The 21,758-nt window shown below is 63.5% G+C and carries 20 protein-coding genes; 3 read left to right on the top strand and 17 right to left on the bottom strand.

The features are described from left to right. Positions 1–36: 36 nt before the first annotated feature. The 8 genes from ACIP21_RS22910 to gcl all read right to left on the bottom strand — a co-directional run bounded on the left by ACIP21_RS22910 (position 37) and on the right by gcl (position 9,680). Positions 37–1,038, bottom strand: a complete 1,002-nt coding sequence (locus tag ACIP21_RS22910; protein ID WP_400692481.1) for a sulfate ABC transporter substrate-binding protein — start codon at positions 1,036–1,038, stop codon at positions 37–39. Between the two features lie 218 nt (positions 1,039–1,256). Beyond that, entirely contained in the window at positions 1,257–2,078 is an 822-nt protein-coding gene (locus tag ACIP21_RS22905) for an ion transporter (RefSeq protein WP_400692478.1), read from the bottom strand. Positions 2,079–2,123: 45 nt separating this feature from the next. Beyond that, positions 2,124–2,996, bottom strand: coding sequence for an urea transporter (locus ACIP21_RS22900; protein ID WP_400692475.1), 873 nt, complete (start codon positions 2,994–2,996; stop codon positions 2,124–2,126). 183 nt (positions 2,997–3,179) lie between these two features. Next, complete coding sequence (gene pyk / locus ACIP21_RS22895) at positions 3,180–4,595, bottom strand: pyruvate kinase (RefSeq protein WP_400692472.1); 1,416 nt, start codon at positions 4,593–4,595, stop codon at positions 3,180–3,182. Then, complete coding sequence (locus ACIP21_RS22890) at positions 4,592–5,866, bottom strand: glycerate kinase (protein ID WP_400692469.1); 1,275 nt, start codon at positions 5,864–5,866, stop codon at positions 4,592–4,594. The genes pyk and ACIP21_RS22890 overlap by 4 nt, the downstream gene beginning before the upstream one ends. A gap of 258 nt (positions 5,867–6,124) precedes the next feature. Next, complete coding sequence (locus tag ACIP21_RS22885; protein WP_400692467.1) at positions 6,125–7,018, bottom strand: 2-hydroxy-3-oxopropionate reductase; 894 nt, start codon at positions 7,016–7,018, stop codon at positions 6,125–6,127. A 49-nt stretch (positions 7,019–7,067) separates the two neighbouring features. Continuing rightward, complete coding sequence (gene hyi, locus ACIP21_RS22880; RefSeq protein WP_400692464.1) at positions 7,068–7,850, bottom strand: hydroxypyruvate isomerase; 783 nt, start codon at positions 7,848–7,850, stop codon at positions 7,068–7,070. 54 nt (positions 7,851–7,904) lie between these two features. After that, positions 7,905–9,680 carry a glyoxylate carboligase gene (gene gcl, locus ACIP21_RS22875; RefSeq protein WP_400692462.1) on the bottom strand — a complete coding sequence of 592 codons (1,776 nt, stop codon included), beginning with the start codon at positions 9,678–9,680 and terminating at the stop codon, positions 7,905–7,907. A 256-nt stretch (positions 9,681–9,936) separates the two neighbouring features. Here gcl and ACIP21_RS22870 point away from each other — a divergent pair, with 256 nt between their 5' ends. Then, positions 9,937–10,377 (top strand): heme-binding protein, encoded by a 441-nt coding sequence (locus ACIP21_RS22870; protein ID WP_400692460.1) that lies wholly within the window; start codon positions 9,937–9,939, stop codon positions 10,375–10,377. A gap of 127 nt (positions 10,378–10,504) precedes the next feature. On the opposite strand, the gene ACIP21_RS22865 is transcribed toward ACIP21_RS22870, so the two are convergent. Beyond that, the gene (locus tag ACIP21_RS22865; RefSeq protein ID WP_400692458.1) at positions 10,505–11,116 is read right to left on the bottom strand and encodes a TetR/AcrR family transcriptional regulator; all 612 of its coding nucleotides are present in this window, start codon (positions 11,114–11,116) and stop codon (positions 10,505–10,507) included. A gap of 132 nt (positions 11,117–11,248) precedes the next feature. Here ACIP21_RS22865 and ACIP21_RS22860 point away from each other — a divergent pair, with 132 nt between their 5' ends. Next, on the top strand, positions 11,249–12,163 hold the full coding sequence (locus ACIP21_RS22860; protein ID WP_400692456.1) for a DUF808 domain-containing protein: 915 nt from the start codon (positions 11,249–11,251) through the stop codon (positions 12,161–12,163). Between the two features lie 227 nt (positions 12,164–12,390). Here ACIP21_RS22860 and ACIP21_RS22855 read toward each other — a convergent pair whose 3' ends face one another. From ACIP21_RS22855 to puuE, 7 genes are all read right to left on the bottom strand, one after another. Then, positions 12,391–13,173 carry an outer membrane protein OmpK gene (locus tag ACIP21_RS22855; RefSeq protein WP_400692453.1) on the bottom strand — a complete coding sequence of 261 codons (783 nt, stop codon included), beginning with the start codon at positions 13,171–13,173 and terminating at the stop codon, positions 12,391–12,393. Between the two features lie 355 nt (positions 13,174–13,528). Then, positions 13,529–14,314 (bottom strand): outer membrane protein OmpK, encoded by a 786-nt coding sequence (locus ACIP21_RS22850; RefSeq protein ID WP_400692450.1) that lies wholly within the window; start codon positions 14,312–14,314, stop codon positions 13,529–13,531. A gap of 143 nt (positions 14,315–14,457) precedes the next feature. Then, positions 14,458–15,813 carry a nucleobase:cation symporter-2 family protein gene (locus ACIP21_RS22845; protein WP_400692448.1) on the bottom strand — a complete coding sequence of 452 codons (1,356 nt, stop codon included), beginning with the start codon at positions 15,811–15,813 and terminating at the stop codon, positions 14,458–14,460. A gap of 202 nt (positions 15,814–16,015) precedes the next feature. Further along, complete coding sequence (locus tag ACIP21_RS22840) at positions 16,016–17,344, bottom strand: urate hydroxylase PuuD (protein ID WP_400692446.1); 1,329 nt, start codon at positions 17,342–17,344, stop codon at positions 16,016–16,018. Between the two features lie 45 nt (positions 17,345–17,389). Continuing rightward, positions 17,390–17,893, bottom strand: coding sequence for an ureidoglycolate lyase (locus ACIP21_RS22835; protein WP_027592958.1), 504 nt, complete (start codon positions 17,891–17,893; stop codon positions 17,390–17,392). Between the two features lie 50 nt (positions 17,894–17,943). Next, the gene (gene uraD, locus ACIP21_RS22830; RefSeq protein WP_400692443.1) at positions 17,944–18,459 is read right to left on the bottom strand and encodes a 2-oxo-4-hydroxy-4-carboxy-5-ureidoimidazoline decarboxylase; all 516 of its coding nucleotides are present in this window, start codon (positions 18,457–18,459) and stop codon (positions 17,944–17,946) included. Beyond that, positions 18,459–19,385 (bottom strand): allantoinase PuuE, encoded by a 927-nt coding sequence (gene puuE / locus ACIP21_RS22825; protein WP_400692440.1) that lies wholly within the window; start codon positions 19,383–19,385, stop codon positions 18,459–18,461. Before puuE ends, uraD begins: the two co-directional genes overlap by 1 nt. A 377-nt stretch (positions 19,386–19,762) precedes the next feature. Here puuE and uraH point away from each other — a divergent pair, with 377 nt between their 5' ends. After that, a complete protein-coding gene (gene uraH / locus ACIP21_RS22820) occupies positions 19,763–20,116 on the top strand; it encodes a hydroxyisourate hydrolase (protein WP_008091641.1) in 354 nt (117 codons plus the stop codon). A gap of 225 nt (positions 20,117–20,341) precedes the next feature. On the opposite strand, the gene ACIP21_RS22815 is transcribed toward uraH, so the two are convergent. Further along, positions 20,342–21,691: an NCS2 family permease gene (locus tag ACIP21_RS22815; RefSeq protein ID WP_400692437.1), complete on the bottom strand. Its 1,350-nt coding sequence runs from the start codon at positions 21,689–21,691 to the stop codon at positions 20,342–20,344. Positions 21,692–21,758: the final 67 nt, after the last annotated feature.

Below are 21,758 nucleotides of genomic sequence, written 5' to 3'. Positions count from 1 at the left end.
CTTTAGCCGCGAAGAGGCCGGGCCTGGTTACATCATTTACTGCTGGTTGGTGTAGATCTGGTCGAACACCCCACCATCATTGAAGTGGGTCTTCTGCACGGTACGCCAGTCACCAAAGGTCTTCTCCACTGACAGGAAATCCACTTTCGGGAAGCGGTCGGTGTACTTGGCCAGCACTGTCGCATCGCGCGGGCGCAGGTAGTTCTGCGCGGCGATCTCCTGGGCCGCCGGCGACCACAGGTACTTCAGGTATTCCTCGGCCACGGCCTGGGTACCTTTCTTGGCGACTACCTTGTCGACCACGCTCACCGGCGGCTCGGCCTCGGCCGACACGCTCGGGTAGACCACTTCGAACTGGTCGCGGCCGAACTCGCGGGCGATCATTTCGGCTTCGTTCTCGAAGGTCACCAGCACGTCGCCGATCTGGTTGGTCATGAAGGTAGTGGTGGCGGCGCGGCCGCCGGTGTCGAGCACCGGTGCCTGCTTGAACAGCTTGCCGACGAAGTCGCGGGCCTTGGCTTCGTCGCCGCCTTGCTTGAGCACGTAGCCCCAGGCCGACAGGTAGGTGTAGCGGCCGTTACCGGAGGTCTTGGGGTTGGGCACGATCACCTGCACGCCGTCCTTGAGCAGGTCGGGCCAGTCCTTCAGCGCCTTGGGGTTGCCCTTGCGCACGATGAACACGGTGGCCGAGGTGAACGGCGCGCTGTTGTTCGGCAGGCGGCTGACCCAGTTGTCCGGCACCAGCTTGCCGTTGTCGGCCAGGGCATTGATGTCGGTGGCCATGTTCATGGTGATGACATCGGCCGGCAGGCCGTCGATCACCGCCCGCGCCTGCTTGCTCGAGCCGCCGAAGGACATCTGCAGGTTGACCTTCTCGTTGTGCTCGGCTTCCCAGTGTTTCTGGAACGCCGGATTGTAGTCCTTGTAGAAATCGCGCATCACGTCATAGGAAACGTTCAGCAGGGTCGGGGCCGCCTGGGCCAGGTTGCCCAGGGCCAGGCCGGCGGTCAGCAGCGAGGCGGAGAGGAGTCTTTTCACATTGCGTCCTTGTTATTGATTAGAAGTTGGCAGTTTGATGGCGACTATAGCGGGTGGGTTTATGTGGGCTAAAGAACAAAAATGACTTTGGTTATGCTGTTGCCTGTTCAGGCCTCTTCGCGGGTAAACCCGCTCCCACAGGTACGGTGCAAGGTTTGAATGATGTGCGGTCCCTGTGGGAGCGGGTTTACCCGCGAAGAGGCCGGCACGGTCAAGCATCACTGTTTGGGAAACAGCGCATTGCCACAGCGTGAGCAGAACGCCGCGCCATGTTCGTGGGTTTTCTTGTTGCAGGTCGGGCAGTCGTGCTGCAGCTGTTCGCCGCGCATGGCGTTGGCCAGTTCGGCGGTGAAGATCCCGGTCGGCACGGCGATGATCGAGTAACCGGTGATCATCACCAGCGACGACAGCACCTGCCCCAGCGGCGTCTTCGGCACGATGTCGCCGAAGCCCACCGTGGTGAGGGTGACGATGGCCCAGTAGATGCCCTTGGGGATGCTGGTGAAGCCATGCTCCGGCCCTTCGACCACGTACATCAAGGTGCCGAACACGGTCACCAGAGTCGACACGCTGACCAGGAACACGATGATCTTCTGCTTGCTGCCGCGCAGCGCATCGAGCAGGTAATGGGCCTGCTTGAGGTAAGGGCTGAGCTTGAGCACGCGGAAGATCCGCAGCATCCGGATCACCCGGATGATCAGCAGGTACTGGGCGTCGCTGTAGTACAGGGCGATGATCCCCGGCACGATCGCCAGCAGGTCGACCAGGCCGTAGAAGCTGAAGGCATAGCGCAGCGGTCTGGGCGAACAGTAAAGGCGGCTCAGGTATTCGACCAGGAAGATTGCGGTAAAGCCCCATTCGATGGCGGCCAGCAGGCCGGCGTAGCCCTTGTGCACGTCGTCGATGCTGTCGAGGATCACCGTGACCAGGCTGGCGAGGATGATCAGCAGCAGCACCTTGTCGAAGCGTCTTCCAGCCACGGTGTCGGTCTGGAAGACGATCACGTAGAGCCGCTCGCGCAGGCTCGCAGGGTTGTTCATTGGCTCGTTCCACAGTGGCGATGGGCTGAGCCTAGGGGCTGCGTTTCAGCTGTGCAAGCGGCGGGCGTTGCCCTGCCGGGGCTGGGCCAGGTGGCTGCCCAGGTGCATCAGCCAGCAGGCCGCGACGAAGGGCGCGGTCAGGCCTGCCACCGGCAGCAGCTTGAACAGCGGTTGCAGCAGCAGGGCCAGGGCGATCGCCAGCAGGGTCACCCAGGGTTTCTCGCCCTGGCGGCTGAAGGCCAGCGCCGCGAGGGCAGCATTGAAGCCGTACAGCCCCAGCCACGCCGCCTGGGGCTGGTCGGCGAGCAGCGCCACGCCACCGCCGATGGCCGAGGCCAGCACCGCCCACAGTGCGGCATAGGGGTTGGCGATGCACATGCCGACGATGATCAGCAGGCCGGCCAGCGGCTGGTCGAGCAGGAAGATCTGCCCGACGCCGCGGGCCAGGGCATACAGCGGGTCCGCCTCGACGAAGCCGCTGGGCGCGGGGCTGGCGAACAGCAGGGCAACCCAGCCGAGCAGCACGAACGGCGCGGTGTAGGCGACCAGCAGCTTGCCGCCGCGCTTGCGCCATTGGTGGGTGATGATGCTCGACAGTCCGCCGGCGGCGATGATCAGCGGCGGCAGGATCGCCGACCAGGGCAGCACGGCGCTGATCAGGATGCCGATCAGCACGCCGTTGTAGCAGTACAGCCCGGCCTGGCGGTCGGCCCGGTCGTAGCCGCGACGCTGGGCGGTGAGCAGGCCGGCGAGGGCGCCGAGCAGGGCGCCGCCGACCAGGTCGGGGGCGGTGAGCAGGATGGCCAGCAGGCAGCACAGGCCGCACAGGGGGTTGCGCAGCAGCAGCACCTGGCTGAAGCCGTTGAGCAGTGCCGTGGCCCAGTCGGGGCACGGGTTGGTGAAATTCTTGGTGTACATGGGCAGTCAGTGAGGTGGGTGGGAGAGCGGTGGGCCTCTTTGGGCCTCGGTTTTCCGCAGGTTCGGTTTAGTTGGGAGGGCTTTGCCCTCCTTTCGCGACACAAGGCCGCTCCTACAAGGGATCGAGGTTTCTGTAGGAGCGGCCTTGTGTCGCGAAAGGGGCGCAAAGCGCCCCCGGCGATCTCAGACCAGGGTCTCGATCCGCAAGGTATTGGTCGAACCCGGCTTGCCGAAAGGCACACCGGCGGTGATCAGCAGCGTGTCGCCACGGCTGGCCATGCCTTGCGCCTGGGCAATCTCCAGGGCGGTGGAGACCACCTCGTCGACCTGGCGCAGGCGGTCGTTGACCACCGAGTGCACGCCCCAGGCCACGCTCAGGCGGCGGGCGGTCTTCAGGTTCGGCGTCAGGTTGAGGATCGGCGCCCGTGGCCGTTCGCGCGCCGCACGCAGGGTCGAAGTGCCCGACTCGCTGTAGTTGACCAGCACCGCCACCGGCAGGATGCCGCTGATGCGGCGGATCGCGCAGCTGATGGCGTCCGACACGGTGGCCTCGGCCTTCGGCCGGCCGACGTCGAGCTGGGCCTGGTAGTCCGGGCCGTTCTCCACCTGGCGAATGATCTTGCTCATCATCTGCACGGCTTCCAGCGGGTAGTCGCCGGAGGCGGTCTCGGCCGACAGCATCACCGCGTCGGCGCCTTCGGCCACGGCATTGGCCACGTCGGTGACTTCGGCGCGGGTCGGGGCCGGCGAGAAGCGCATGGATTCGAGCATCTGGGTCGCCACCACCACCGGCTTGCCCAGCTGGCGGCAGGTGCCGATGATGCGTTTCTGGATCTGCGGCACGCTCTCGGCCGGCACTTCCACGCCCAGGTCGCCGCGGGCGACCATGATCGCGTCGGACAGCTCGGCGATCGCCTGCAGTTGCTCGACCGCCGAAGGCTTCTCGATCTTGGCCATCAGGTAGGCGCGATCGCCGATCAGCTGGCGCGCCTCGACGATGTCTTCAGGGCGCTGCACGAACGACAGGGCCACCCAGTCCACGCCCAGTTCCAGGCCGAAGCTGAGGTCGCGGCGGTCCTTTTCGGTGAGCGGGGAGAGGTCGAGCACCGCCTGTGGCACGTTGACGCCCTTGCGGTCGGACAGCTCGCCACCGTTGAGCACTTCGGTGTCGATGGCGTCGCTGTGCTTGGCGGTCACCCGCAGGCGCAGTTTGCCGTCGTCGAGCAGCAGGTCCATGCCCGGCTGCAGCGCGGCGATGATTTCCGGATGCGGCAGGTTGACCCGGCGGCTGTCGCCCGGGGTCTTGTCCAGGTCCAGGCGCAGGGCCTGGCCGCGTTGCAGCTGGACCTTGCCTTCGGCGAAGCGGCCCACGCGCAGCTTCGGCCCTTGCAGGTCCATGAGGATGCCCAGCGGGTAGTTCAGCTGCTGCTCGACTTCGCGGATCCACTGGTAGCGCAGGGCGTGGTCGGCGTGCTCGCCGTGGCTGAAGTTGAGGCGGAAGATGTTCACCCCGGCTTCGACCAGCTGGCGGATGTCGTCGATGCCTTCGATCGCAGGGCCGAGGGTGGCGAGGATCTTTACTTTTTTATCAGGCGTCATGATTGGGCAGTCTCGAGGATCAGGATGGCGCGGAAGTCGTTGACGTTGGTGCGGGTCGGTTCGGTGACGATCAACGCATCGAGCGCGGCGAAGTAGCCGTAGCCGTTGTTGTTGTCGAGCTCGTCGCTGGCCGACAGGCCGAGGGCTTCGGCGCGGGCATAGCTGGTTGGCGTCATCAAGGCGCCGGCGTTTTCTTCCGAGCCGTCGATGCCGTCGGTGTCACCGGCCAGGGCGTACACGCCCGGCAGGCCCTTGAGGCTTTCGGTGAGGCTGAGCAGGAACTCGGCATTGCGCCCGCCACGGCCATTGCCGCGCACGGTCACGGTGGTCTCGCCGCCGGAGAGGATCACACACGGTGCCTTCAGTGGCTGGCCGTGCAGGACGATCTGCCGGGCGATGCCGGCATGCACCTTGGCCACTTCCCGCGACTCGCCTTCCAGATCGCCGAGGATCAGCGGGCTGAAGCCGGCCTGGCGGGCTTTCACCGCGGCGGCCTCGAGCGACTGCTGAGGTTTGGCGATCAGTTGGAAGTGGCTGCGGGCCAGGGCCGGGTCATCGGCCTTGACGGTTTCCGAAGCGGGGTTGTTGAGCCAGTCGATGACGGCTTTCGGCGCGTCGATGTCGTAGCGCTTGAGGATCGCCAGGGCATCGGCCGAAGTGCTCGGGTCGGCCACGGTCGGGCCGGAAGCGATGACGGTGGCCAGGTCGCCCGGCACGTCGGAAATGGCATAGGTGTAGACGCTGGCTGGCCAGCAGGCCTTGGCCAGGCGGCCGCCCTTGATCGCCGAGAGGTGCTTGCGCACGCAGTTCATCTCGCCGATGGTGGCGCCGGACTTGAGCAGGGCCTTGTTGATCTGTTGCTTGTCGGCCAGGGTCAGGCCTTCGGCGGGCAGCGCAAGCAGCGCGGAGCCGCCGCCGGAGAGCAGGAAGATGACGCGGTCGTCTTCGTCGAGGTTGCTGACCAGTTCCAGCACGCGCTTGGCCACGGCCAGGCCGGCGGCGTCGGGGACCGGGTGGGCGGCTTCGACCACCTCGATCTTCTGGCAGTTGGCGCCGTGGCCGTAGCGGGTCACGACCAGCCCGGAGACTTCGCCCTGCCAGCACTTTTCGACCACTTCGGCCATGGCGGCTGCGGCTTTGCCGGCGCCGATGACGATAACCCGGCCGCTACGGTCGGCGGGCAGGTAGGGTTCGAGGACTTGGCGTGGGTGGGCGGCGGCGATGGCTGTGTCGAACAGGTCGCGGAGAATTTTTTGCGGATCGACCGACATGGCAGGCTCCCAGTTATTGTTGTTCTGCGGAATCGAAAACGCCCCTGGAACTGCCTCCGTGCAGGCCGAACCAGGGGCGGGTGTTGCTCGGGTTCACCGCTGGGCCTGTGGTCGCAGGTTCAGCGGTGTGGGATCTGGAATTTTGGGGGCGCTTTGCGCCCCTTTCGCGACACAAGGCCGCTCCTACAGGAGACCGCGATCTCCTGTAGGAGCGGCCTTGTGTCGCGAAAGGGCTGCGCAGCAGCCCCAGGATTCAAATCACTGCTCGTCGCGGATCGAGAAGTTGGCCATGTGCTCCAGGCCTTTGATCAGCGCCGAGTGGTCCCAGTTGCCGCCGCCCAGGGCCTGGCAGGTGTTGAACACTTGCTGGGCATTGGAGGTGTTGGGCAGGTTGATGCCCAGTTCCTTGGCGCCTTGCAGGGCCAGGTTCAGGTCCTTCTGGTGCAGGTTGATGCGGAAGCCTGGGTCGAAGGTGCCCTTGATCATGCGCTCGGCGTGCACTTCGAGGATCTTCGACGAAGCGAAGCCACCCATCAGCGCTTCACGCACCTTGGCCGGGTCGGCGCCGTTCTTGGCGGCGAACAGCAGGGCTTCGGCAACGGCCTGGATGTTCAGGGCGACGATGATCTGGTTGGCCACCTTGGCGGTCTGGCCGTCGCCGTTGCCACCGACGCGGGTGATGTTCTTGCCCATGGCTTCGAACAGCGGCAGGGTGCGCTCGAAGGCTTTCGGGCAGCCACCGACCATGATGCTCAGGGTCGCGGCCTTGGCACCGACTTCACCACCGGACACCGGGGCGTCCAGGTAGGCGGCACCGGTAGCCTTGATCTTCTCGGCGAAGGCTTTGGTGGCGGTAGGGGAGATCGAGCTCATGTCGATCACCACCTTGTTCGGGCCGACACCCTCGGCGACGCCGTTTTCACCGAACAGGACGCTTTCGACCTGAGGGGTGTCCGGGACCATGACGATGATGAACTCGGCTTCCTGGGCAACCTCTTTCGGGTTGGCCAGGGCCACCGCGCCCGCGGCGATCAGGTCGGCCGGGGCTGCGTCGTGGTGGGTGGAGACGAACAGGCTGTGACCTGCTTTCTGCAGGTTCTGCGCCATGGGCTTGCCCATGATGCCGGTGCCGATGAAACCGATTTTAGCCATGAGAACTTACCTCTTTGTATTTGTTCGCAGTCCCAGTGGGAGCAGTGATTCAGATCGCGTTGTGCGTTTTCAGCCAGCCCAGGCCCGCTTCGGTGGTGGTCAGCGGCTTGTACTCCGCGCCCACCCAGCCCTGGTAACCGATGCGGTCCAGGTGCTCGAACAGGAAGCGGTAGTTGATCTCGCCGGTGCCTGGCTCGTTGCGGCCGGGGTTGTCGGCCAGCTGCACGTGGTTGATCAGTTTCAGGTTGGCTTCCAGGGTGCGGGCCAGGTCACCTTCCATGATCTGCATGTGGTAGATGTCGTACTGCAGGAACAGGTTGTCGCTGCCGACTTCGGCCTGGATTTCCAGGGCCTGTTTGGTGGTGTTCAGGTAGAAGCCGGGGATGTCGCGGGTGTTGATCATTTCCATGACCAGGCGGATCCCGGCGGCCTTGAGCTTGTCGGCGGCATAGCGCAGGTTTTCCACGAAGGTCTTGCGCACGTCGGCGCACTGCAGGCCTTGTGGGCGAATGCCGGCCAGGGCGTTGACCTGGGTGTTGCCCAGGACCTTGGCGTATTCGATGGCCTTGTCGACACCGGCGCGGAATTCCTCGACGCGGTCGGGGTGGCAGGTGATGCCGCGTTCACCCTTGGCCCAGTCGCCCGCCGGCAGGTTGAACAGCACCTGGGTCAGGCCGTTGGCGTCCAGCTGCTGCTTGATTTCGGCGGCGCTGAAGTCGTACGGGAAGAGGTATTCGACGCCGCTGAAGCCAGCGTCGGCGGCAGCCTTGAAGCGGGCCAGGAAGTCCTGTTCGGTGAACAGCATGGACAGGTTGGCAGCGAAGCGAGGCATGGGTTGTCTCCTTGCGATGAAGGCCCCCGGGGCAAACCCGGGGGCGTCAGGCGATCAGTCCAGCAGCGAGATGGCGGTTGGCGCGTCGTTGCCGACCAGGGCCAGGTCTTCGAACTCGTTGACCGCGTTGATCTCGGTGCCCATGGAAATGTTGGTCACACGCTCGAGGATCACTTCGACCACCACCGGCACGCGGAACTCCTCGGCCATCTTCTGTGCCTTGAGCAGGGCAGGGGCAATCTCGGCCGGCTCGAACACGCGGATGGCCTTGCAGCCCAGGCCCTCGACCACGGCGACGTGGTCGACCCCGTAGGTGGCGGCGTCGGTCGAGTTGATGTTCTCGAACGCCAGTTGTACACAGTAATCCATGTCGAAGCCACGCTGCGCCTGACGGATCAGGCCCAGGTAGGCGTTGTTCACCAGCACGTGGACGTACGGCAGGTTGAACTGCGCGCCCACGGCCAGCTCTTCGATCATGAACTGGAAGTCGTAGTCACCCGACAACGCCACGACCTTGCGCTTCGGATCGGCCTTGACCACGCCGAGGGCGGCAGGGATGGTCCAGCCCAGCGGGCCGGCCTGGCCGCAGTTGATCCAGTGGCGTGGCTTGTACACGTGCAGGAACTGCGCGCCGGCGATCTGCGACAGGCCGATGGTGCTGACGTAGCAGGTGTCCTTGCCGAAAACCTGGTTCATCTCTTCGTAGACGCGCTGCGGCTTGACCGGCACGTTGTCGAAGTGGGTCTTGCGCTGCAGGCTGGCCTTGCGCTGCTGGCAGTCTTCCAGCCAGGCCTTGCGGCACTTCAGCTTGCCGGCGGCTTTCCACTCGCGGGCCACTTCGAGGAACACGTCCAGTGCCTTGCCGGCATCGGAAACGATCCCCAGGTCCGGGGTAAAGACGCGGCCGATCTGGGTCGGTTCGATGTCCACGTGCACGAACTTGCGGCCTTCGGTGTAGACGTCGACGGAACCGGTGTGGCGGTTGGCCCAGCGGTTGCCGATGCCGAACACCAGGTCGGACTTGAGCAGGGTGGCGTTGCCGTAGCGGTGCGAGGTCTGCAGGCCGACCATGCCGACCATGAGGGCGTGGTCATCGGGGATGGTGCCCCAGCCCATCAGGGTCGGGATCACCGGCACGCCGGTCAGTTCGGCGAACTCGACCAGCTTGTCGCTGGCGTCGGCATTGATGATGCCACCACCGGCCACCAGCAGTGGGCGCTCGGCGTCATTGAGCATGGCCAGGGCTTTTTCGGCCTGTACGCGGGTGGCGGACGGCTTGTTGACGGCCAGTGGCTCGTAGGCGTCGATGTCGAATTCGATTTCGGCCATCTGCACGTCGAACGGCAGGTCGATCAGCACCGGGCCCGGGCGGCCGGTACGCATTTCATAGAAGGCCTTCTGGAAGGCGTAAGGCACCTGGCCTGGCTCCAGAACGGTGGTCGCCCACTTGGTCACCGGCTTGACGATGCTGGTGATGTCGACGGCCTGGAAGTCTTCCTTGTGCAGGCGGGCACGTGGGGCCTGGCCGGTAATGCAGAGAATCGGGATGGAGTCGGCCGAGGCGCTGTACAGGCCGGTGACCATGTCGGTGCCGGCAGGGCCTGAGGTGCCGATGCACACGCCGATGTTGCCCGGGTTGGCGCGGGTGTAGCCCTCGGCCATGTGCGAGGCGCCTTCGACGTGGCGAGCGAGGACGTGATCGATGCCACCGACTTTCTTCAGGGCCGAGTACAACGGGTTGATGGCAGCCCCCGGGATGCCGAACGCGGTATCTACACCTTCACGGCGCATGACCAGAACGGCTGCATCGATTGCTCTCATTTTGCTCATGGTTTGTGCCTCATCGATTTTGTAATTGTATACAACTTTCTTTGTGCCAGAGTGTATTCACGGCTGGCGGCTCAGGTCAACGGGTTTTCGTCGGGTAAGCCCGCTTTCGTCCGAGCACCCGAGAAAACGGCTGTTTGCGCACTCGCATACGATCGTTTCAATTTATTGTATACAAAATTATCTGTAGTTGTGTTCTATTGAGCTATCGGTTTTCAACTGCCCTCAGGGCTTCTCACAACAAGAAGAGGACCTTTCCATGAACGCTTTGAACCTGAAAGTCGCTGTCGGCCTGGTGAATGCCGCGCTGGCGGCCGGTCGCAAGATCAACGCAGCGCCGCTGACCGTGGCGGTGCTGGATGCCGGCGGGCACTTGCTGGCCTTGCAACGCGAGGACGGCGCCAGCCTGATTCGTCCGGAGGTGGCCACCGGCAAGGCCTGGGGTGCGATTGCCCTGGGCAAGGGTTCGCGCCTGCTGGCGCTGGACGCGCAGCAACGGCCGGCGTTTTTCGCGGCGTTGAACGGCTTGGGCGAGCGGCCGGTGGTGCCGGCGCCAGGGGGCGTGTTGATTCGTGATCAGGACGGCAAGGTGCTGGGTGCGGTGGGGATCAGCGGCGATACGTCGGATATCGACGAGCAGTGTGCGATCAGTGCGATCGAGGAGGTGGGGTTGAAGGCGGATGCGGGGGTAGCAGCGTAAGGTTCGAAATTGCTGGGGCCGCTATTCGGCCCTTTCGCGACACAAGGCCGCTCCTACAGGACTACACCATCCTTGTAGGAGCGGCCTTGTGTCGCGAAAGGGCTGCAAAGCAGCCCCACCGGTCGGCTCAGGCCACCTCGGGCTCACAGCCCTTGAGCACCAGGCGGATGATGGTCTCGGCCGCCGCTTCGTAATCACTGTCGGCCAGCTTGGCCTTGCCGGTGATCACCGAGATCTGCCAGTCGAAGTCGGCATAGGTCTGGGTCGCCGCCCAGATGCTGAACATCAGGTGGTGCGGGTCGACCTTGGCGATCTGGCCACGTTCGATCCAGCGCTGGATGCACTCGATGTTGTGGTGCGCCTGGGCGTTCAACTGCTCCACCTGGCTCGGCGACAGGTGCGGCGCGCCGTGCATGATCTCGCTGGCGAACACCTTCGAGGCATGGGGCAGGTCGCGCGAGATGCGGATCTTCGAGCGAATGTACCCGCTCAACACCTCTTTCGGATCACCGTCGGCATTGAACGGCGTCGATGCCTGCATGATCGGCGCGATGATGCTTTCCAGGACCTCGCGGTAGAGGTTGTCCTTGGACTTGAAGTAGTAATACACGTTCGGCTTGGGCAGGCCGGCCTTGGCGGCAATGTCGCTGGTCTTGGTGGCGGCGAAGCCCTTGTCGGCAAATTCTTCACTGGCTGCGCGCAGGATCAGTTCCTTGTTGCGCTCGCGAATGGTGCTCATGGTCAGGGATCTTCCTCGTGTCTGGCCACCTCAAAGAGGGATCGGGCATGGTATCACCGCGCCCGATGGGCGCTCAAGGCAGCGGCTTTGGGCTAGAATCCGGCAAATTGACTCATTTGGATACAAGCAAACATGGCAGGAAGCAGTCTACTGGTACTGATCGACGACATCGCCACGCTGCTCGACGATGTGTCGTTGATGACCAAGGTAGCGGCGAAGAAGACCGCCGGCGTGCTCGGTGACGACCTGGCGTTGAATGCCCAGCAGGTCACGGGCGTGCGTGCCGACCGTGAGTTGCCGGTGGTCTGGGCGGTGTGCAAGGGCTCGCTGGTGAACAAGGCGATCCTGGTGCCGGCGGCGCTGTTGATCAGCGCGTTCATCCCGTGGGCAGTGACCCCGCTGCTGATGCTCGGTGGCGCCTACCTGTGCTACGAAGGCTTCGAGAAGCTGGCGCACAAGTTCCTGCACAGCGAGGAAGAGGACCAGGCGCAGCATGCGGCGCGCAAGGAGGCGGTGGCGGATGCCAGCGTCGACCTGGTGGCGTTCGAGAGCGCCAAGATCAAGGGCGCGGTGCGCACCGACTTCATCCTGTCCGCCGAGATCATCGCGATCACCCTGGGCACCGTTGCCGATGCGCCGTTGAGCCAGCAGATCATCGTGCTCTCGGGGATCGCCATCGTCATGACCCTGGGTGTGTACGGGCTGGTCGGGGGAATCGTCAAGCTCGATGACCTGGGGCTGTGGATGACGCAGAAGTCGTCGAGCCTGGCGCGTACGGTGGGCAACGGCATCCTGCGTGCGGCGCCGTACATGATGAAGAGCCTGTCGGTGATCGGCACCGCCGCGATGTTCCTGGTCGGGGGTGGGATCCTGGTGCACGGTGTGGCGCCGCTGCATCACGCCGTCGAGGCGTTCAGCGACGGGCGCGGCGGGGCGCTGACCAGTGGCTTGCTCAATGGCGTGGCGGGTGTCGTGGCCGGGGCGGTGGTGCTGGCGGTGGTGGCGGTTGCCGGGAAGCTGTGGCGCCTGGTCCGGCCGGCCAACTGAGGCGGTATGGCCGGGGCTTCGCCCCGGTTCGCGGGTAAACCCGCTCCCACAGGGATTCGCGCCAGCTTTTAGAAATTGAGCAAGACAGTTGCTCCCACATTCTGGACTGCCCCCAAGGGTTGGATTGGTGTCCAGCTTCTTGGGGGCAGTCCATTGATCTGTGGGAGCGGGTTCACCCGCGAACACCGGCGTAGCCGGTGCCATCCCTCGCGTTCAGTTGCAGTGCATCAGAAGTGCACTTTGACCAGCAGACTGGCGGTGTTCTGGTCGGTGGTGAAGGCATCGCTGTCCTTGATGCCGTACTTGTTCTTCCAGTAGTCGTATTCGAAACCGACATACAGCTGCTTCTCACCCAGGTGCAAGGCCTTGCCCAGGTCGTACTTGACCTGCGGGTTGAAGTGCAGGTTGGCCTGGTAGGTGCCGTGGCGGTTTTCGTCGTTGTCCACCACCCAGTCCATGAAGCCATCGATCAGGATGTCGGACGAGCCCACAGGAATGGTGTAGGACCATACCGGGGTGATCTGCCAGACATTCCGGCCAGCGCGGCTGCCTTCGGGCATGCGGTTGTAGAAGTTCAGCTGGAAGTAGTCGAAGCCCGGGATGGCCAGGTCGAAGCCCGGGCCGATCAGGTAGGCCTCGGTGTCACCCTCGCCGAACTCGTAGGTCGCGGCCAGCAGCACGTCCTTGACCGGGCCGAATTCGAGCTTCTGGTCGAAGATCTTGCCGAACGACAGGCGCGGGCTGAACTCGCCATAGTAGGTGTTGGGGCCGTTGCCGGCGTCTTTCTTGCCCTGGTAGAAGATCTTGTCGATGAACAGGAAGTTGTCACCGTACTTCCACGCGTCGGCGTGCTCGAAGGTGAAGGTCTGCTGGGTATCGGGGTTGACCTTGAAGTTCTTGCCCCACAGGTAGGTCAGGCTGTTGTTCTGCCACTGCAGCAGGTCACCGGCGAAGGTGGTGCCGCAGGCCAGCAGGCCGCCGGCAAGCATCAGGCTTTTGATGGTACGCATTGCGAGTGTCGCTCCCTTGATTGATCTGTTGTCAGCGCTCGTGATGGCGCCTGTTTTGTTGTCTTTTGAGTCAGCTTTTTACGATTGCCCACAGTTGTTTGGCAAGAGCTGCGCCAACTTTCCGGGTTGGCTACAACCTTCCTGCTCGACTCGTTCTGAACGTTTGAAAATGGGTATTTCAGGCTGGCAACACGTTGGCCAACCGCCCGAATTCATTGACTGAGCGGTCAGTAAACGCAGGCAGAATCCATCCTGCCCTGATCGAGGGGGCGCGCAGATTACTGGCTTGCGCGCCACGCCTCAAGTGCTCTGTCCTGGAGCACGGTGATTCATACCTGGGCATTCGATCAGGTTTTCAGAAATGCACCTTGATCAGCGCACTGGCGACACTCTGGTTGCTCTCCAGGTTGCCGCGGCTGTCGATGCCGTACTTGTCCTTCCAGTAGCTGTATTCGAAGCCGACGTAGAGCTGTTTGGCGCCGATGTTCAGGGCCTTGCCCAGGTCGTACTTGACCTGCGGGTTGAAGTGCAGGTTGGCGTGGTAGGTGCCGCGGCTGTTCTGGTCGTTGTCGGGTACCCAGTCCATGTAGCCGTCGATCAGAATGTCGGATTTGCCCACCGGGATGGTATAGGACCAGCCGGGAGTGATCTGCCAGACATTGTCACCGGGGCGGCCGCCTTCGGTGTTGCGCAGGTAGAAGTTCAGGGTGAAATAGTTGAAGCCGGGAATGTCCAGGTCGAAGCCAGGGCCGATCAGGTAGGCCTCGTTGTCGCCTTCACCACGTTCGTAGGTCATGGCCAGCAGCACGTCCTTGACCGGGCCGAAGGCCAGCTTCCTGTCGAGGATCTTGCCGAACGACAGGCGCGGGCTGAACTCGCCGTAGTAGGTGTTCACGCCTTTGCCCGGGTCTGCCTTGCCGTTGTAGAAGATCTTGTCGATGAAGAGGAAGGTGTCGCCGTACTTCCACTTGTTGGCGTGCTCGAAGGTGATGGTCTGCTGGATATCGGGGTTGATCTTGAAGTCCTTGCCGTACAGGTACGTCAGGCTTTCGCCGTGCCACAGCAGCCAATCGCCTGCATGCGCGGGGAGGGTGGCCAGCAGGCTGCTGCCCAGCAGCAGGGATGAGGTGATGCGCTTCATGTTGTGATTCCCGGACTTATTGTTTTTGTTGGCGGTTTTTTCGGCGCGCAGGCGCCCCGAGCGGCCCATTCCGGCGGGTCGACGGTGAAGCGTTTACTGCAAGAACAAGAAGGGGCGGCAGGATGCGCCGCCCCTGGACGGGCTCAATGGCCGTGGCAGGCGTCGTTGTGCACGGCGCGCTCGGCACCACCGAGGATGTTGAACAGCACGTTCAGTACCAGGGCACTGATCGTGGCCATGGCGATGCCGCTGTGGGTGATCGGTTCCATCCACTGGGGCATCTGCGAGAAGAACTCCGGCTTCACCACCGGGATCAGGCCGAAGCCTACGCTCACCGCCACCAGCAGCTGGTTGCGGCGATCGCCGATGTCGGCTTCCTGGAGGATCTTGATCCCGGTGGCGGTGACCATGCCGAACATGGCGATGGACGCGCCGCCCAGTACCGCAGGCGGGATCGAGGCGATCAGGAAGGCCGCCTTGGGCAGCAGGCTGAGGAGGATCAGCAGGCCGCCGGCGGTGACCGTGACGTAGCGGCAGCGCACGCCGGTCATCTGCACCAGGCCGATGTTCTGGGCGAACGAGGAGTGGGTGAAGGTGTTGAAGAAGCCGGCAATGAACGATGCACCGGCATCGCACAGCAGGCCGCGACGCAGCATCCCTGGCGTCACTTCACGGTCCGTCACCTTGCCCAGGGCGAGGAACATGCCCGTGGACTCGACGAAGATGATCACCACCACCAGGCACATCGACAGGATCGGCGCCAGGCTGAAAGTCGGCATGCCGAAGTGCAGGGGGGTGACCACCTGCAGCCACGGCGTTGCGGCCAGGCCCGACAGGTCGACCATGCCGATGGAACCGGCCAGGATGTAGCCCAGGCCCATGCCCACCAGCACCGACACGTTGACCCAGAAACCGCGCATGAAGCGGTTGATCAGCAGGATCACCGCCAGCACCAGGCTGGCCACCAGCAGGTAGATCGGCGAGCCGAAGTTGGGCGCCTGTTGGCCGCCACCGGCCCAGTCGACCGCCACCGGGAACAGCGACAGGCCGATGGAGGTGATCACCGTGCCGGTGACCAGCGGCGGGAAGAAGCGCACGACCTTGGACATGAACGGCGCGACCAGCATGCCGAAGAACCCGGCAGCGATGGTCGCGCCGAAGATCCCCTGCAGGCCGACGCCGGGCATGCCGGCCATGGCCACCATGCTGCCGACGGCCGCGAAGCTGGCACCCATCATCACCGGCATGCGGATCCCGACCGGGCCGATGCCGAACGACTGGATGATGGTGGCGACGCCAGCAACCAGGAGGTCGGCGTTGATCAGGAAAGCGACTTCTTCGCGAGACAATCCCGCGGCCTGGCCGATGATCAGCGGCACGGCAATCGCGCCTCCGTACATCAGCAGAACATGTTGCAGGCCAACCAGGATCAGTTGGAACAGGGACAGAGGCTGTCGCGGCGGCGCAACTGGGATGTACGCCTTGCGTGACTCGGACATGCAGCACCTCGAGTTTTGTTTTTATTCTCGGATCCAAGCGCCGGTTGCAGGCGGCAGGCCCGGTGAAGGCAGCCTGGGGTTCCCGCTTGCGGTCGAACGCTCGATGCTTGCTTGTTGCGTATGTCTTGAAACAGAGGCCGGATTTACCGGCCTCTTCGCGGGCAAGCCCGCTCCCACAGGGTGGGGCGGGATGCCCGATTCATCAGTTGACCTGGGCGCCCTTGGCGATCCAGTCACCGACGAGCTTGCGCTCTTCGGCGGTCATCTGGGTGATGTTGCCCAGCGGCATGATCTGGCTGGCGACCGCTTGCGCCTGGATGCGCGCGGCCTGGGCCTGGATCTGCTGCGGGGTGTCGAACATCACGCCGGCAGGGGCTGCGCTGAACAGTGGGCTGGTCGGTTTCGACGAGTGGCACACGCTGCAGCGTTCCTGGATGACCTTGTGGATCTTGTCGAAGTCGCCACCGGCGGCCTGCGCGGTCGCCTGGGCCGGAGCCTCGGCTGGCGCGGCTGGGGCTTCGGCGGCCTTGGCGGCTTCCTCGGCGCGCAGCTCGGCGGCGGTCTTGCCACCCACGGCGGTGGCTGGCAGTGGCTGGTACTCGACCTTCGCCGCGGCCTGTTCAGGGCTTGTGGCCAGCGGTTTCGGACCGGTGACGTAGGCCAGGCAGATCATCGCCAGGGCACCGACCGGCAGGGTCCAGGCGTACTTGGCGCTGTCGTGGCGGGTGTTGAAGTAGTGGCGGATCAGAACCGCGGCTACAGCGATACCGGCCAGGATCAGCCAGTTGTACTGGCTACCGTAGGTGCTCGGGAAGTGGTTGCTGATCATGATGAACAGCACCGGCAGGGTGAAGTAGTTGTTGTGGCGCGAGCGCAGCAGGCCCTTGGCCGGCAGCACCGGGTCGGGGGTCTGGTTGTTCTCGATCGCCGCCACCAGCTGGCGCTGGGCCGGCATGATGATGCGGAACACGTTGCCGACCATGATGGTGCCGATGATCGCGCCGGTGTGCAGGTAGGCACCACGGCCGCTGAACACCAGGCTGAAGCCGAAGCAGGCAGCGATGATCAGCACGAACAGCACGGCGCCGAGCAGGGCAGGGTGCTTGCCCAGTGGCGAGTCGCACAGGAAGTCGTAGATGAACCAGCCGGCCACCAGCGAACCGATACCGATGGCCACGCCCTCGGCACCGCTCAGGGTGCTGCCGGGTGCCAGCAGGTACAGGGTCGGGTTCCAGTAGAACACCACGCACAGCAGGGCGATACCGGACATCCAGGTGAAGTAGGCTTCCCATTTGAACCAGTGCAGGTTCTCGGGCATTTTCGGGGGCGCGAGCTTGTATTTCTCCAGGTGGTAGATACCACCGCCGTGAATCGCCCAGAGATCACCCGACAACCCATCGCGCGGGTTGCTGCGGTTCAGGTGGTTCTCCAGCCAGACGAAGTAGAACGATGCACCGATCCAGGCGACACCGGTGATCATGTGAACCCAGCGAATGCTCAGGTTCAGCCATTCGTGAAGGTGTGCTTCCACAGTATGTACCTCTGCCGACCACCGTGAACGATGATCGACCTTTTCTTATTGGTGGGGATTGAGGATCAGCATCTGTTCCTCGGTGAAGTAATGCTCATCGCAGTTGTTGCCAGAACCGCTGCGATCAACCACCAGGAAGTCATCCCGCTTTTCGATCGTCAGCACCGGGTGGTGCCAGACGCCGCGATGGTAATTGATGCCCTGCCTGCCGTTACTGCGGAAGGCGCGGACCAAGCCTGATACAGGTGCATCGCCAACGGGCGCGACCACGATCAGAAAGGGGTTGCCGAGCAGCGGGATGAAAGCCTGGCTGCCCAGCGGATGGCGTTCCAGCATGCGCACGGTCAGCGGCATGTCCAGCGCGTCGGCGCGGAAGATGCTGATGATCGCCTTGTCTTCAGGCTCGGCGGTCTCGACCGTGGCGAGCTTGTGAAAGCGCATGGTCGAGCCGTTGTTGATCATGAAGTGGTCGCTGCCATCGGTTTCGATCACGTCTCCGAAGGGGGCGAAGGCTTCTTTGGTCAGGGGCTCGATCATCAGGGTGCGCATGCGGTTATCTCTTCTATTGTTCGTTGTTCTGAATGACGTTCGGCTGTTGCTTACAGCTGCAGCAGGCGGAACAGGGCGATCAGGTTGATCTGCGCCAGGGCTTCCTTGAATTCGGCATCGCTGTCGTTGTGGATGCGTTTTTCGAAGGCGGCGAGGATCTGGTGCCGGTTGCTGCCTTTCACCGCCATGATGAACGGGAACTGGAACTTGGCCTTGTAGGCGTCATTGAGCTCGGTGAAGCGGGCAAATTCTTCGGCGGTGCACTGGTGGATGCCGGCGCCGGCCTGCTCGTTGGTGCTCGATTCGGTCAGCTCGCCCTGGATGGCGGCCTTGCCGGCGAGGTCCGGGTGAGCGTTGATCAGGGCCAGCTGGTCGGCAGGGTTGGCGCTGAGCAGGATGTCGCTCATGCGCTGGTGCAGCACCTCGATCTCGTCCAGCTCGCCCAGCTGGCCCAGGTCATAGGCTTTTTCGGCGACCCACGGCGAGTGCTCGTAGATGTCGGCGAAGGCCGCGACGAAAGCGTCACGGCTCAGGGCGGAGGGCTTGAGGGTGTTGAAGGCGGTCATCAGGCGTTCTCTTTCTTGTACGGGTGGGTGGCGTGCCAGTGGCGGGCGATGTCCACGCGACGGGCGAACCAGACCTGGTCATGGCTTTTGGCGTAGTCGACGAAGCGCTTCAGCGCGGCCAGGCGCGCCGGGCGGCCGACCAGGCGGCAGTGCAGGCCGATGGAGAGCATCTTCGGTGCTTCGGCGCCTTCGGCGTAGAGCACATCGAAGGCGTCCTTGAGGTACTGGAAGAACTGCTCGCCGCAGTTGAAGCCCTGTACCTGGGTGAAGCGCATGTCGTTGGTGTCCAGGGTGTAGGGGATCACCAGGTGCGGCTTGTCGGTGGGGTTGTTCGGCTCCCAGTAGGGCAGGTCGTCGTCGTAGGTGTCGCTGTCGTAGAGGAAACCACCTTCCTCCATCACCAGGCGGCGGGTGTTCGGGCCGGTGCGGCCGGTGTACCAGCCGACCGGGCGCTCGCCGGTGATTTCGGTGAGGATGCGGATGGCTTCGAGCATGTGCTCGCGCTCCTGGGCCTCTTCCATGTTCTGGTAGTCGATCCAGCGATAGCCGTGGCTGCAGATTTCATGGCCGGCTGCGGCCATGGCGCGGATCACGTCGGGGTGGCGCTGGGCGGCCATGGCCACGGCGAAGATGGTCAGCGGCACGCCGCTGTCCTTGAACAGCTTGAGCAGGCGCCAGACGCCGGCGCGGCTGCCGTATTCGTAGAGCGATTCCATGCTCATGTTGCGCGCGCCCTGCAGTGGTTGGGCGGCTACCATTTCGGACAGGAAGGCTTCGGATTCCTTGTCACCGTGCAGGATGTTGCGCTCGCCGCCTTCTTCGTAGTTGAGGACGAAAGACAGGGCGATGCGGGCATTGCCCGGCCATTGCGGGTGAGGAGGGTTGTTGCCGTAACCGATCAGGTCGCGAGGGTAGTCAGCGCTCACTGCAGTCTTCCTTCTTGTGCGTTTGTGCGAGGGTGGGCGGGCCGCGTCGGGATGTCGCACCACCGGATGGGCTGATTGTATACAACTTCTGAAATCTTTTGTAAGCCTGTTTTTCCGCATTTCTTCCCATTTGTCGCCTGAGAATGCATTGCAAGAAACCTGCCTGATTGGTCAGATAAGAGCGTTGGCCTCTTTATGGCGCCTGTATTTGCGATTGGTGGCGTGATTGCGGGGGTGACGACGGAATGGATCAAAAAATTGTGTACAATCTGGCATTGAAATGTCTTAATGGTGTCATTCCCGCACATCGCACGCCCTGTTCCGGGGCACGAGCTGTGTATTTTTTGCCCATAGATTGAACAAGAGGCGACAAGCAGATGGGACGTTTGACCACACACGTACTGGATGCCGCGCATGGCTGCCCAGGCAGCTCGATCAAGGTCGAGCTGTATCGCGTCGAAGGCCAGCAGCTGGAGCTGGTGAACACTGCCCTGACCAACAGCGATGGCCGTGTCGACGCGCCACTGCTGCAAGGGGATGACTACCGTACCGGCGTCTACCAGCTGCAGTTCAGTGCTGGCGCCTATTACCGTGCCCGCGGCGTGCAGCTGCCGGACACGGCGTTCTTGGATGTTGTCGTGCTGCGCTTCGGCATCGATGAACAGCAGGAGCACTACCACGTGCCGCTGTTGATCTCGCCGTACAGCTATTCGACCTATCGCGGAAGCTAGTTGGTCGCTAGAAGAATCTTCGTAGGTCCTTTGGCCCGCTCCCACACTGGCGGGCTTTTTTTCGTCTGCTGTTTTTGTATGGCCAGTGCCGGCCCTTTCGCGGGCAAGCCCGCTCCCACAGGATGTGTGGTGACCCTGTGGGAGCGGGCTTGCCCGCGAAAGGGCCGGTACAGGTCTGTCAATAAAGAAAGGGCGCCTAGGCGCCCTTGGTGGGTGAAGCAGGGTTCAGAGGAACACGAACTTGGCGATGAAGATCGCGCAAAGCACCCACAGACTGGCCGAGATTTCCTTGTACTTGCCGGTACCCGCCTTGAGTGCCACGTAACTGATGAAGCCCAGGGCAATGCCATCGGCCACCGAGAAGGTCAGTGGCATCATGATCACCGTGACGATCGCCGGAATGCTGTCGGTGGCTTCGTCCCAGTGGATGTGCGCCATGCTGCCCATCATCAGCATCGCCACGTAGATCAGCGCGCCCGCCGTCGCGTAGGCCGGGATCATCCCGGCCAGCGGGGCGAAGAACATCGCCGCGACGAACAGCAGGCCGACCACCACGGCGGTCAGCCCGGTGCGCCCGCCCGCCGCCACGCCGGCAGCACTTTCCACATAGCTGGTCACTGGCGGTACACCGACCACTGCACCGAACACGCTGGAGGCACTGTCGGCCTTCAAGGCCCGCGACAGGTTTTCGATGCGCCCGTCCGGTGCTACCAGGTTGGCCCGCTGGGCCACGCCCATCAGCGTGCCGGCGGTGTCGAACATGTGCACGAAGAGAAACGCCAGCACCACGCTGATCATGCTGACATTGAACACCCCGGCCACGTCCATGGCCATCCAGGTCGGTGCCAGGCTCGGCGGCATTGACATCACCCCGCCGAACTTGACCAGGCCGAGGCCCCAGCCGGCCAGGGTGACGCCAATGATGCTGATGAGGATCGCGCCGAACACCCGCTTGTAGCTGAGGATGGCGATCAGCAGGAAGCACAGCGCCGCCAGGAGTGGCCCTGGCTCATGCAGCGAGCCCAGCTTGATCAGGGTGGCCGGGCTGGCGACGATGATGCCGGCGGTCTTCAGGCCGATCAGCCCGAGGAACAGGCCGACGCCGGCGCCCATGGCATGGCGCAGGCTCACCGGAATGCTGTTGAGCAACCATTCGCGCACCCGTGACAAGGTCAGGAACATGAACAGCACGCCCGAGACGAACACCGCCCCCAGCGCCGTTTCCCAGTTGTAGCCCATGGTGCCGACCACGGTGTAGGTGAAGAAGGCGTTCAGCCCCATGCCCGGCGCCAGGCCCACCGGCCAGTTGGCGTACAGGCCCATCAGCAGGCAGCCGAGGGCGGCGGCGATGCAGGTGGCGACGAACGCCGCACCATGGTCGATGCCGGCGTCGGCCATGATGTTGGGGTTGACGAAGATGATGTAGGCCATGGTGATGAAGGTGGTCACCCCGGCGATCAGTTCGGTTCTGACGGTGCTGCCGTGTTGCTTGAGTTTGAAAATCCGTTCCAGCCAGCTCGTTTCGAGCGGCGGGGCGAGATCCAGCGTAGGGGCTTCGGATTTGCGGCTTTCCACAGCGAGTACTCCTCAAGTCTTTCTTGTTGTTGTTGGAGCCAGGTTCCTGCGCAATGCACTTGGCGGC

Origin of the sequence: Pseudomonas sp. NPDC089401, from assembly GCF_044749485.1 — a bacterium.
GTDB lineage: Bacteria > Pseudomonadota > Gammaproteobacteria > Pseudomonadales > Pseudomonadaceae > Aquipseudomonas.
The sequence above is the reverse complement of the archived record's forward strand: the minus strand, read 5'-3'. Positions and strand labels throughout refer to the sequence as shown.